This is a genomic window from Asanoa sp. NPDC049475, from assembly GCF_040676915.1.
Lineage (GTDB): Bacteria > Actinomycetota > Actinomycetes > Mycobacteriales > Micromonosporaceae > Asanoa.
Genome location: NZ_JBFAPY010000011.1, coordinates 87175 through 99354, shown reverse-complemented (window position 1 = coordinate 99354; position 12180 = coordinate 87175). Strand labels below are relative to the sequence as shown.

Annotated in this window: 9 protein-coding genes and 1 pseudogene; 8 read left to right on the top strand and 2 right to left on the bottom strand. The window is 72.3% G+C overall.

What is annotated here, in order from left to right; translation table 11 throughout:
- Positions 1–2: 2 nt before the first annotated feature.
- From AB0J88_RS35730 to AB0J88_RS35710, 5 genes and pseudogenes are all read left to right on the top strand, one after another.
- Positions 3–956: pseudogene (locus AB0J88_RS35730) on the top strand (MoxR family ATPase); the annotation flags it as partial.
- Between the two features lie 303 nt (positions 957–1259).
- The gene (locus AB0J88_RS35725) at positions 1260–2393 is read left to right on the top strand and encodes a DUF58 domain-containing protein (protein WP_364355064.1); all 1134 of its coding nucleotides are present in this window, start codon (positions 1260–1262) and stop codon (positions 2391–2393) included.
- Positions 2387–4741, top strand: coding sequence for a transglutaminaseTgpA domain-containing protein (locus AB0J88_RS35720; RefSeq protein WP_364355067.1), 2355 nt, complete (start codon positions 2387–2389; stop codon positions 4739–4741). Before AB0J88_RS35725 ends, AB0J88_RS35720 begins: the two co-directional genes overlap by 7 nt.
- A gap of 128 nt (positions 4742–4869) precedes the next feature.
- A complete protein-coding gene (locus AB0J88_RS35715) occupies positions 4870–5463 on the top strand; it encodes a cysteine hydrolase (RefSeq protein ID WP_364355070.1) in 594 nt (197 codons plus the stop codon).
- Between the two features lie 389 nt (positions 5464–5852).
- Positions 5853–6673, top strand: a protein-coding gene (locus AB0J88_RS35710; protein WP_364355331.1) for an IS5 family transposase whose coding sequence is annotated in 2 segments (ribosomal slippage) — positions 5853–6213 and positions 6213–6673 — 822 coding nt in all. Because the reading frame shifts where the segments join, the coding sequence is not laid out codon by codon here.
- A gap of 5 nt (positions 6674–6678) precedes the next feature.
- Here AB0J88_RS35710 and AB0J88_RS35705 read toward each other — a convergent pair.
- Positions 6679–7305 (bottom strand): DUF3159 domain-containing protein, encoded by a 627-nt coding sequence (locus tag AB0J88_RS35705; protein ID WP_364355073.1) that lies wholly within the window; start codon positions 7303–7305, stop codon positions 6679–6681.
- 119 nt (positions 7306–7424) lie between these two features.
- On the opposite strand from AB0J88_RS35705, the gene AB0J88_RS35700 reads away from it, so the two are divergent.
- Both AB0J88_RS35700 and AB0J88_RS35695 read left to right on the top strand, forming a co-directional pair.
- Entirely contained in the window at positions 7425–8408 is a 984-nt protein-coding gene (locus AB0J88_RS35700) for an LLM class F420-dependent oxidoreductase (RefSeq protein WP_364355076.1), read from the top strand.
- Between the two features lie 4 nt (positions 8409–8412).
- Positions 8413–9213 carry an SDR family oxidoreductase gene (locus tag AB0J88_RS35695; RefSeq protein ID WP_364355079.1) on the top strand — a complete coding sequence of 267 codons (801 nt, stop codon included), beginning with the start codon at positions 8413–8415 and terminating at the stop codon, positions 9211–9213.
- Here AB0J88_RS35695 and AB0J88_RS35690 read toward each other — a convergent pair.
- Positions 9188–11191: an MFS transporter gene (locus AB0J88_RS35690; RefSeq protein ID WP_364355082.1), complete on the bottom strand. Its 2004-nt coding sequence runs from the start codon at positions 11189–11191 to the stop codon at positions 9188–9190. The genes AB0J88_RS35695 and AB0J88_RS35690 overlap by 26 nt on opposite strands.
- Positions 11192–11516: 325 nt before the next feature.
- Between AB0J88_RS35690 and AB0J88_RS35685 the strand changes: the two genes are divergently transcribed.
- Positions 11517–11969 (top strand): globin domain-containing protein, encoded by a 453-nt coding sequence (locus tag AB0J88_RS35685; RefSeq protein ID WP_364355085.1) that lies wholly within the window; start codon positions 11517–11519, stop codon positions 11967–11969.
- Positions 11970–12180: the final 211 nt, after the last annotated feature.

Sequence of the window (12180 nt, the reverse complement as noted above, 5' to 3'; positions counted from 1 at the left end):
CGTTGCCGGCCGGGCACATCTCGGGCTTCGCCGGCCTGGCCGCCCGGCTCGCCGACGCGGTCGGCGCGGTCGTGCTCGGCAAGGAAGAGGTCGTGCGGCTCACGCTGACCGCCTTGTTCGCGCAGGGCCACGTGCTGCTCGAAGACGTGCCCGGCGTCGGCAAGACCACGCTGGCCCGGGCGCTGGCCGCGACCGTGCACGGCCAGTGGAGGCGCATCCAGTTCACGCCCGACCTGCTGCCGTCCGACGTCTCCGGCGTCACGATCTTCAACCAGGCGACCCGCGGCTTCGAGTTCCATCCCGGCCCGGTCTTCGCCAACATCGTCATCGCCGACGAGATCAACCGGGCGTCGCCGAAGACCCAGTCCGCGCTGCTCGAGGTGATGGAAGAGCGCACGGTCACGGTCGACGGCGTGCGGCACACCGTGCCCCGCCCGTTCCTGGTGGTCGCGACGCAGAACCCGGTCGAGATGGACGGCACGTACCGGTTGCCCGAGGCTCAGCTCGACCGCTTCCTGATGAAGCTGTCGGTCGGATACCCCGACGAGGCCGTCGAGATCGAGGTGCTCCGCGGCGCCAACCTGCGCTCCCCCGACGCGCTGGAGGCGGTCACCGACACGGCGACCGTCGGCGAGATGGTGCGGATGGCGCAGCAGGTGCACGTGGCCGACCCGCTCTACGCCTATGCGGTCCGACTGGCCGCCGCGACACGCGCGCACCCGCAGGTCCGGGTCGGGGTCAGCCCGCGTGGAGTGATCGCATTGACCCGGGCGGCGTGCGCTTATGCCCTGATCAACGGCCGGGGGTACGTGCTGCCCGAAGACCTCAAGGCCCTGCTCGGCCCGGTCTTCGCCCACCGCATCCTGCTCACGCCCGACGCACAGCTCCGCGGCACGACGGCTGACGAGGTCCTGGCCGACGCCGTGCGAACCGTCCCGGTTCCGCTGCCGGGCGGGGGTGGGGGTAGCGGCGGCACGACCCCGCCGGCGGCGGCCAACGGGCGCGCGTCGGCGCGGGTGGCACCGGCGGCTCCCGCAGCGCCGGCGGCCAACGGCTACGGCACGCCGGCCCAGCCCAACGGCGCCGCTCAGGCGACGACCCCGCCGACTGGAGCCGGCCACTACCCGGCAGAGTCTCACTTGACCGCGCACCCTTCCGTCGCCGCACACGCGACCACCCCGCCCACCGGGAGCGCGGCGCAGGTGCGTGGCAGGGCTTTCGGGTTCGGCGGGCTGCGGCCGCTGCCCGGAAGCTGAGTCGTGCGGCCGACTGCCCGGGGTGTCGGGCTGGCCGTTGCCGGCGTCGCGCTGGTCGGCGTCGGGTGGCGGTTCGGATACGCCGAGCTCGCCGCGCTCGGTGGTGCCGCGTTGGTCGCGATCGCGTTCGCCGTCGCGCACGCCATGTGGCGGCCCAGGCTCGCCGTGGCTCGCGAGGTCGAGCCCGACCGCGTCGCGCGCGGCGAACCCGCCGGCGTGAAGCTCACCGTGCGCAACAGCGCGCGCCTACGCGCCGCGAACCTGCTCGCCCACGACCGTTGCGGGTCGGCCATGGTGCCGGTGCCGTTGCTACGGCTGCGACCGGGCAAAGACACCACGGTGGACTATCCGGTGCCCACGACCCGGCGCGGCGTCGTGCTGGTCGGGCCGTTGCGGGTCTCCCGTCGCGACCCGCTCGGGCTCGTCACGGCGGCCCGCTCCCACGGCGGCACCGGGACCGTCTGGGTTCATCCCCGAATCCACCCCCTCACCGCCGTGCCGGCCGGTGCGATGCGCAGCCTCGACGGGCGGGTCGACAGCGTCCCGCACGGGACGATCACCTTCGACTCGTTGCGGGAGTACGTCGTCGGCGACGAGCTTCGCCGCGTCCACTGGCGCACCAGCGCCCGGATCGGCGAGCTGATGGTCCGCGAGCAGCTGGACACCAGCCTCCCCCGGCTCGTCGTCCTGCTGGACAACCGGGCCGCCGCGCACCCGGACCGCACGGGTGGTGAGGCGCCGACCTTCGAGGCGGCCTGCGAGGCGGCCGCGTCCGTCGTCACCGCCGCCGCACGCGAGGACGTCGACGTCACGTTGCTGCTCGTCGCCGGCGACACCACCCCGGCCACCCGTCCGCTCGACCGGCTCGCCGAGGCCGCCCTGACCGCGGGGGACCTCCAGGCGGCCACCGACCAGCTCCGCCAGCAGCGGGCCGGCGACACGATCATCTTCCTGACCGGCACCGGGGCGCGCGCGGACCTCGGACTGGTCGGCGCGCTGCGCGGCCCGTACGCGGCCATCGTCGCCGCCGTCTTCGGCCAGGGCTCCACGCCCTCCGCGGTCGAGGGCATGGTCGTGCTCGACGCCGCCGACGGGGAGGCGTTCGCCGCCGCGTGGGACGGGGTGCGGGGATGGTGAGGTTCGCGCGGGCCGCCGTACCCCCGCTGGCCCTGATCGTCATGATCGCCGCCGCCGCGTCGGCCCTGGGTCGGGTCTACGCGGGCACGGTCCTGATGCCACTCGTCGCCGCCGCCGGCGCGGGCGCGGTGCTGATCTCCGTCGCGGCCCGCCGCGCGCCGTCGTGGCTGGTCGCGCCGATCTCGGTGATCGGCATGGCGGGCTACACGCTGGGCGCGCTCTGGTGGGCCGCCGACCGCGCCGGCCTGCCCGGCCCGCTGGGCGACCTCGCGGTCGAAGCCGCCCGCAACGGCATACCCAGGCTGCTCACCGCGATGATCCCGGTGGAGCCGACGCCCGACACCGTGATCGTGCCGGTCGTCGCCGGGTGGCTGGCCGGGCTCGCCGGCGCCGAGCTCGGCGTGCGCTGGGGACGACTGCTCATCGGGTACGCCCCACCCGTCCTGCTGTTCGCCGGTGCCCTCTACGTCGTGGGTCCCAACGCCGCACCGGCCGTCGTACCCGTGCTGATGGTCGTCGTCGCCGGCGCCCTCGGACTCGCCGTGACCGGCCGACCGCCCGAGCCGGACACGACCCTGCCGGGCCGGGCGCGAGTGGCGTTGCGGGTGCGGGCCGCCGTGGCCGCCCTCGCCGCGATCGCCCTGGTCGCCGTGACCGCGCCACTGGTGACCCGCCGGGTCGAGGCGACACCGGTGGACCCGAGGCAGTACGTGCAGCCGCCGCAGGTGGACAGCCTCGACGAGAACCCGTTGATCCGCATCTCGGGGTGGGCGCTGAACCCCGACCAGAAGCTGTTCGACCTGACCAGCGACCGCAGCGCGCCGACCCGGATCCGGCTGGCGGTGCTCTCCGACTACGACGGGATCACCTGGCGGGTCGGCGCGGTCTACCGAGGTGCCGGTCGCGTGCTGCCTGCCCCGGCGACGCTTCCGGACAACGCGGTGGCGCCCGTGACCCAACGGATCGAGATCGGCGACCTGTCCGGTCGGCTGCTGCCCGCCGTGCCGACACCGTCGCGTGTGGATGGTGTGCGGGTGGCGTACGACCCCTCGACCGGCACCATGATCGAGCCGGACGGGTTGCGGCCCGGCCTGGCGTACACCGTGTCGTCGCTCGCCGAAGAGCCCGACCTCAACCTGCTGACCGCGGCCGAGGTGCCGTTCGGCGACGGGATCGCGCGGATGCTGGCCCTCGGCGCCGGCGCGCCCGATCCCGTTCGCGAGCTGTCCGAGAAGATCGCGTCGGACGCCGGCGGCGGCGCCTACGAACGGGCGCTGGGCATCGAGGACTACCTTGCCACCCACTACAAGGAGATCGCCGACGCTCCTAGCGGCCACGCGTACCCCAACCTGGCGTTCTTCCTGTTCGGACCGGCCAACGGCGGCGGGCAGCAGGGCACGTCGGAACAGTTCGCCGCCTCGTACGCCGTGCTCGCCCGGATGATGGGCCTGCCCACCCGAATCGTCGTCGGCTTCCGCAGCGCCACCGGCAACGGCCCGGTCCGCGGCGCGGACGCCCAGGCGTGGCCCGAGGTCTACTTCACCGACGTGGGCTGGGTGCCGTTCGACCCGATGCCCAAGCCCGACACGGTGCCGGAGCCGCCGGAGCGGGAGCCTCCGAAGCCCGAGCCGCCGACCCCGCCGCCGTCCGAGGCGCCGCTGCCCACCCTGGACCCGACGGTCTCGCCGACCGCAGCCCCGATCGTGGCGGTAGCGCCCGGTGGTTCCGGCGTGGCACCCGTCTACGCGATCGGCGGTGGGGGCCTGCTGCTGCTCGTGGTCGGGGCGTTGTGCGCGCTGATCGTGATGCGCCGCGGGCTCAGCCGGCAGCGGCTGGAGACCGGCACCCCGACCGACCGGGTGGCCGGAGCGTGGCTGGAGGTCCACGACGCCCTCCGACTCGCGGGCACACCGGCCGCGACGCACCTGTCGGCCACAGAACTCGCGACCCACGCGGCGGCGGCCCTGTCCGCCGGCCACGGAACCCGCCCACGCCCGCCGGCGCCGGCCACGGCAAGCGGCGACCAGGCGGCTCCCGTGTCAGCGAGTCCTGGAGCCAGCCCGCGACTGGCCGCACCGGCGGCGGCCGGCGGTGACGCGTGGGCGGTCGGTGGATCCGGGATTGGGAGCGCCCGGGTGCCGGAGCTGGACACCCTCGTCGACCTGGTCAATCGCGACGCATTCGCCCCCGACCACACCGCCGACGCGGACGCGGCGGCAGCGGGTGCGGCGGCCCGCGCCTACACGGCCCGCCTCCGCGCGGTCCAGTCCCGCTGGCGGAGGCTCGTCTGGCCGATCCACCCCGGTCCCCTGCGCTGGCGCCGAAAGGACCACAGGGACCCGCGCTGACCCGTCGGCCGCAACCGTCCGCTCCGGTCATGATCACGCACCGCATCGGGGGCGGGGTTGGGCGGCGGGCCGCTCGCGCGGCGGGTAGCTTGGCCAACGAGGACCGCACGACCCGCAAGGAGAACGCCATGCCCGCGCCGGCGAACGGTTTCGATCCGAAACGCACCGCCCTGCTCGTGATGGACTTCCAGAGCGGCATCGTCGGGCGGCTCGACGATCCGGACGCGCTGATCGGCCGGGTACGCGACGCGATCGCCGACGTACGTGCCTACGAGGGCGTCATCGGGTACGTGCGGGTCGCGTTCACCGACGACGACTACGCCACCGTGCCGGCCACCAACGTCACCTTCGCCGCGGCCGCGGAGAACCGGGCGATGGGCGACGACGACCCCAGCACCGCGATCGTCGACGCGCTCGCGCCGCAACAGGGCGACATCGTGGTCCGCAAGGTACGCATCGGCGCGATGTCGACCACCGACCTCGACCATCGACTGCGCGCCCGCGGCGTCAACACCGTGGTCCTCGCGGGCGTCAGCACGAGCGGCGTGGTGCTCTCCACGGTGATCGACGCGGCAGACCGCGACTACCGCGTCTACGTCCTCTCCGACGGCGTCGCCGACTTCGACAACGACATGCACGAATTGCTGCTCGACAAGGTCTTCGGCCGCCGCGCGACCGTCATCGACAGCGCCGAGCTCCACAACATGCTGGCGAAGGCTTAGCGCGGGAGCCCAGCACCGGTCGCCCGGACGGCGACCACCGCGGCACGCCTAGGCCGCGACAACCGCCAACGCCGCCCGCACAGGCCAAGTACCGCACCACCCGACCACTAGTCCGGACCGCAAGCACCGCAGCAGCCGACAACACGACCGCAACCGCCCCAGCCGGCCATGGTGACAGCGCGCTTTCCCCGCCCACCAGCGGCGACGCCGGCTCCGCCGATGCGCGCCGTGAAGACACGTTGGGGCGGTCGCGTTCGGCCCTCGTTCGGCCCTCGGGCAGCCAGACGATGCCGGCCCGGCGCTACGACAGGCTCTAAGGGTTCCTAACTCAATGAGGTGAATGGTCTCGGTCGGCCGTGATGGTGGCCGTGGTTGTGGGTCTTGCTGGTATGCGTCGTGGTGAACAGCCTCCGTGGATCGTGTCGGATGAGTTGTGGCGGCGGGTCGAGCCGCTGCTGCCGGTCAAGCCGCGCCGGTTCCGTAGCCCGGGGCGTCGCCGGTTCTCTGATCGGCTGGCGTTGCAGGGCATCTTGTTCGTGCTGCATACCGGGATCCAGTGGGAGTTCTTGCCGCAACAGTTGGGCTACGGATCAGGGATGACCTGCTGGCGCCGGTTGGCGGAGTGGAACGAGGCAGGCGTGTGGCGTCGGCTGCACGAGCTGTTGCTGGCTGAGTTGCACCAGGGCGGACGGCTGGACTGGTCGCGGGCGGTCATCGACTCCTCGCACGTGCGGGCGGCCCGTCGTGGCCCAAAAGCGGTCCGAGCCCGGTCGACCGCGCCCGGCCGGGCTCCAAGCACAACCTGCTGACCGACGGCGCGGGCATCCCCTTGGCGGTCCTGCTGTGCGGCGGCAACCGTAACGATGTCACCCAGCTGCTTCCCCTGATCGACGCGATCCCGGCAGTGCCCGGCCGGCGCGGCCGGCCACGGCAACGACCTGATCAGCTGTTCGCCGACCGCGGTTACGACCACGACAAGTACCGCAGACTCGTCCGTGACAAAGGCATCCGGCCGCGGATCGCCCGCCGCGGCGACGCTCACGGCACCGGTCTGGGCGCGATCCGGTGGGTCGTGGAACGGACCATCGCCTGGTACCACGGGATGAAACGGCTCCGGATCCGATGGGAACGCCGCGACGACATCCACGAAGCGTTCCTCGGCCTCGCCACCTGCATCATCACCTTCAGACACGTACGACAACTCTGTTAGGACCTCTAAGCGGGCACAGGGTTGCGGAGTCCTGGATGGCCCGCCGGCAGCGTCCGCCGCACCACCCACCAGCTCACCGCCACACAAGCCGCCACCAGAGGCCAGGTCAGCGCGACCCGGACAGCGGTCAAGGCCAGCACCCGATCCGCCGCCCACAGCGGCAGGAACACCGCCACGCGCACCACGTACTGCATGACCCAGACGACGCTCCCCCAGCCGTACGCGCGGACCAGAGCCGGATCGCGGCGCCACCGCGTCTTCTGGCCGAGGGCGACACCGACGACCACGCCGAGCAGTGGCCAGCGGATCGCGATGCTGACCAGCCAGGCCAGGGCGCTGGCCGCGTTCGTCAGCAGCTGGAGCAGGAAGAAGTCGGCGGCCCGGCCCGTGCGCAGGACGATCAGCGCGGCCAGGCACACGCCGAACAAGCTGATGACCACCGCCATCGGGCGGTCGCCGCGGGACAGTCGCCACGCGGCCACCACGGCGCCGACGACGAGCGCCGCGACCACGCCGCCCAAAATTGAGCCGGCTGTCGCAGCCCAGCCGACGCCGAACGCGAGCGGTGGCAGCGACGCCTCGATCGCGCCTCGGCGGCCGCCGAGCAGGTCGTGCAGCGACTCCTCGGCCATCGAACCCTCCCCGGAACTCGCGGTTAGGCTACCCTAAGAGATCGGTTTCGATAAGAATCAGGACGCGACCCGAGCGCCCACAACCGGTAGGTTCTTCAGACGTGAGCCACCGTTGGGGAATGACGGTCCCGTTCGCCGGGATCCCGTTGGCCGACCACGGTCGGCTTTACGCCTTGCTGCACGACGCCGGCTTCACGGACCTGTGGACGTCCGAAGTCGCCGGCACCGACGCCTTCACCCCGTTGACCATCGGCGCGATCACCACGCCCAGGATGCGTCTCGGCACCGCGGTCGCACCCGTCTTCACGCGCGGCCCCGGTCTGCTCGCGATGACCGCCGCGTCGCTGGCCGAGACGGCACCGGGCCGCTTCGTGCTCGGCATCGGCGCCTCCTCGCCCGTGGTCGTCGGCGACTGGAACGCGGTGCCGTTCACCGAGCCGTTCAAGCGCAGCCGCGACATGCTCCGCTTCCTGCGGGCCGCGCTGGCCGGCGAGACGGTCGACCAGGAGTTCGACACGTTCGCGGTGCGCCGGTTCCGCCTCGAACGCCCGCCCGCGACGCCACCGCCGATCCTGCTCGCGGCCCTGCGCCCGGCGATGCTGCGGCTGGCCGCGGCCGAGGCCGACGGCACCATCCTCAACTGGCTCGCGGCGACCGACGTGCCCAAGGTGGTCAAGACCCTCGGCGAGACGCCGGCCGGCTTCGAGATCGCCGCGCGGATCTTCCTGTGCCCGACCGACGACGCCGACCACGCCCGCGCCGTCGGCCGCCGGATGATCACGAGCTATCTGACCGTTCCCGCGTACGCGGAGTTCCATCGCTGGCTCGGCAACAGCGACCTGCTCGACCCGGTCTGGTCGGCGTGGCAGGCCGGCGACCGCCGCGGCGCGCTCGCCGCCGTGCCCGACGAGCTCGTCGACGCCCTGGTCATCCACGGCACACCGCACCAGTGCAAAGAGCAGATCATGCGGTACGTCGAGGCCGGCGTCACCACGCCCGTCATGGCCCCGCTGCCGACCCCCGAGCTGACCGCGGGCGGCCTCGAAGCGCTGCACACGCTGATCGGCGAGCTGTCAGCACCGTCCAGTGTGGAGAGAGGCTGATCCGATGGAGCTGGCTGGCAAGGTCGTCGTGATCACGGGCGCGGCCGGCGGCATCGGTGCGGCGCTGGCCCGCCGGTTCGCCGACGAGGGCGTAGCCGGAATAGTGCTGGCCGACCTCGACGCGGACGCTGCGGAGGCCCTGGCGACCTCGATCAACCGCGGCCTCACCCGCGCGGTGGGTTGCGACGTGACCGACCCTGCCCAGGTCGCCGCGCTGGTCGAGGTCGCACACGAGGCGTTCGGCCCGGTCGACCTGTTCTGCTCCAACGCCGGCGTCACCACGGGTACGGGCCTCGACACCACCGACGAGTCCTGGAACCGCGCGTGGTCGATCAACGTGCACGCGCACGTGGTCGCGGCCCGCGCCGTGCTGCCGTCGATGCTGGACCGGGGCGCCGGCTACCTGCTCCAGACCTGCTCCGCGGCGGGCCTGCTGACGGCGGTCGGCGACGCCCCGTACGCGGTGACCAAACACGCGGCGGTCGCCTTCGCCGAGTGGTTGTCGATGACCTACGGCGACCGTGGCATCGGGGTCAGCGCCCTGTGCCCGCAGGGCGTCCGCACGCCGATGCTCGAGACCGGCCTGGCCCAGGGCCACGCCGGCGCCCAGGTGACGGCGGCCTCGGGCGAGGTGCTGACCCCGGAACAGGTGGCGGACGCGGTCGTCGAGGGCCTCGCGGCGGAACGCTTCCTGATCCTGCCGCACCCGGAGGTAGCGACCTACCAGCAGCGCAAGGCCGAGAACCCGGACCGCTGGCTGGCCTCGATGCGCAAGCTCATCAGCCGCGTCGGCTCGACCGCCTGACCGGCCGCCCCCGCGGTTCGGAACGCTCCTCTCCGGCCGAGCCTGGACCCGCCGGCTCCTCGTCCGCACGCGGCAAGGCCGCCGCCGACCCACCGATCCCATTCGCCGCAGGCTCCGCAGAGCCTGCCGTCGCCCGCCCGGACGCGCCATTCGCCGCCGACTCCGCGGAGACCGACGCCGCCCGACCGGACGTGGCATTCATCGCGGGCTCGACAGGAAGGTTCGTCCGCCGCGGGCTCGTGGGCGTTGCCGGACGGGCGTTGCCGGTCGCGGACGGGACCGCCGCGGTGGTGGGGTCTTCGTGGATGTAGACGCCGCCGCGGAACAGCGAGACCACCGCGCCCGCCGCGGCCAAGGCCGCCGCCAACACGAAGACCACGATCAGGCCGTCGTGGAACGGGCCGCTGAGCAGGCCCGGCAGGAAGGTGCGGCCCGTCAGGTGCGACAGCGTGTCCGGTGGGATCTGGCCCGTCACGCCGGCCTGGTCCAGGAGGGTGCCGATGGGGTTCGTGCCGAGGAAGGCCGCGAACATCAACGACACCGGCGGCACGGCTACGACCGACGACACGGCGTCCGGGGGCAGCCCCTGGGCGCCCAGTCCGTCGTGCAACGCACCGGGCAGGGACGACGACAGGCCCGCGATCAACAGCGAGAAGAACACACCGATCGAGAGCACCATGCCGGCGTTCTGGAACGTCGCCCGGATGCCCGACGCCACGCCGCGCTCCCCCGGCGGCACCGCGTTCATCACCGCCGTGGTGTTCGGGGCCGAGAACAGGCCCGAGCCGACGCCGTTGAGGAACAGGAGCACCGCGAAGGTGACGTAGCTGAAGTCGACCGGGATCAGCAGCAGCCCGACGAACGTCGCCGCCATCACCACCAGGCCGCCCGTCGCCAGGAGTTTCGCGCCGTAGCGGTCCGACAGGTAGCCGCTCACCGGGCCGGCCACGATGAAGCCAACCGTCAGCGGAACGAGATAGATGCCGGCCCACAGTGGGGTGTCCTCGAAGGCGTACCCGTGCAACGGGAGCCAGATTCCCTGTAGCCAGATGATCAGCATGAACTGCAGGCCGCCGCGGGCGACCGCGTTCAGCAGCGCCGCCGCGTTGCCGGCCCAGAACGCCTGGATCTTGAACAGGCGCAGGTGGAACATCGGCTGGGCGACCCGCGTCTCGATGACGCAGAACGCGACCAGCAGCACCGCGCCTGAGATCAGGCCGCCGTAGACCAAGGGGTTGGCCCAGCCCTCGACATGGCCGCCGTACGGCTGGATGCCGTAGGTCAGCGCCGCCAGCAGCACCGTGAGGCCCACCGCGAGGGTGGCGTTGCCCCACCAGTCGATGCGTACGCCCGCTCGGCGCGTCACCGTCTCCCGCAGGTTCCGGTAGGCCCAGACCGCGCCGACGACCCCGACCAGCGCGCTGACCGCGAAGATCGACCGCCAGTGCCAGGCGGACAGCAGCCCGCCGAGGACGAGCCCGACGAAGCTGCCCGCCAGGCCGGCGACCTGGTTGACGCCGAGCGCCGTGCCTCGCTGCCGGGCCGGGAACGTGTCGGTGATGATCGCCGCCGAGTTCGCCATCAGCATGGCGCCGCCGACGCCCTGCACGATCCGCCAGCCGATCAGCCAGAGGGCCGCCGTGCGCCCGGATCCGGGGGTGAGCAGGCAGGCCACGGAAGCAAGAGCGAACACCGTGAAGCCCGCGTTGTAGATCCGTACGCGTCCGAAGATGTCGCCCAGCCGTCCCAGCGACACCACCAGCACGGCCGTCACCAGCAGGTAGCCCATCAGCATCCAGAGCAGATAGCTGACGTTGCCGGGAGCCAGCGGGTCGAGGTGGATGCCGCGGAAGATGGCCGGCAGCGAGATGATCAGGATGGACGCGTTGACCGTGGCCATCAGCATGCCGAGCGTGGTGTTCGACAGCACCGACCACTTGTGCGGGATCCGGCCACCGGGCCGGGCCTGAATTGCCATGGCCGCCTCGTTTCATTAGCTGTACTAAGCATATTGCCGAGACCGCCCGACCGCCGCGTGAACTGGGTCGCAAACCGCGAAGGCCCGGCGATCAGATCGGGACCAACCCGCACGAGTACGACCAGCCAGGTGGCCCCTCGCCAGCAGGCCAATGGCGACCTGGCCTTACCACAGCCCCTCGCATGTTGCAATCGGCAGTTGTCGCTATCTGTGCCATATTCACGTGAGTCTTGTCACGGGCAGTGTCGATCCCTACGCTCAGTGTGACGAAGCGCCCCTCGGAACCTCCGGAGGCGCCCACGGTCACCACCGCTGGGGAGGACCTATGACCGAGGAGACGAACTCCAGCCACCAGGCCGACGCGAAGCTGCTGCAAGCCAGCCTGGAAGTCGTCGCCGACCGGGCCGACGCGCTCATCGCGTCGTTCTACGACCGGCTCTTCACCGAATACCCCGCCGTCCGGCCGATGTTCCCCGCGAGCATGGACGCGCAGCACGACAAGCTCCTGGGTGCGATCGTCGCCCTCGTGACCAACTACGAGGACCCGGAGGCGCTCCGCCCGACGCTGCTGGCACTCGGCGCCAAGCACGACGGCTGGGGCGTACAGCCCGAGCACTACACCGCCGTAGCCGGCTGCCTGCTCGCCACCCTGCGCGAGTTCGCCGGCGACGCCTTCACCCCGGAAGTAGAAGGCGCCTGGGTACGTGCCTACACCTTCGCGGCCGGCACCATGATGCAGGGCGCCGCGGTAACCGCAGCCGAGACCCAAGCGGCCTGACCGCACCGCACACAACGAAAGCCCGGGCCAGGCCCGGGCTTTCGTGCGTCGGAGCGGAGAAACCCCGAATCAGCGACCACCGCCGTGACCGCAACCACCGCCGTGGGGTTCCCGGGGCTCGGCCCCGGGGCCGGCATGCGAAGCGCCCCTGTCCGCGCACTCGGCGGACAGGGGCGCTTCAAAGCTAAGGAGAGGCCGCCACGGGGGAAGC

Bases quoted from the DNA above. Each gene is read 5' to 3' on its own strand.
- AB0J88_RS35705 (WP_364355073.1), bottom strand. From the start codon at position 7,305: ATGGCCGAGGAGTCGCTGCACGACCTGCTCGGCGGCCGCCGAGGCGCG.
- AB0J88_RS35695 (WP_364355079.1), top strand. From the start codon at position 8,413: ATGGAGCTGGCTGGCAAGGTCGTCGTGATCACGGGCGCGGCCGGCGGC.
- AB0J88_RS35720 (WP_364355067.1), top strand. From the start codon at position 2,387: ATGGTGAGGTTCGCGCGGGCCGCCGTACCCCCGCTGGCCCTGATCGTC.
- AB0J88_RS35700 (WP_364355076.1), top strand. From the start codon at position 7,425: ATGACGGTCCCGTTCGCCGGGATCCCGTTGGCCGACCACGGTCGGCTT.
- AB0J88_RS35690 (WP_364355082.1), bottom strand. From the start codon at position 11,191: ATGGCAATTCAGGCCCGGCCCGGTGGCCGGATCCCGCACAAGTGGTCG.
- AB0J88_RS35715 (WP_364355070.1), top strand. From the start codon at position 4,870: ATGCCCGCGCCGGCGAACGGTTTCGATCCGAAACGCACCGCCCTGCTC.
- AB0J88_RS35685 (WP_364355085.1), top strand. From the start codon at position 11,517: ATGACCGAGGAGACGAACTCCAGCCACCAGGCCGACGCGAAGCTGCTG.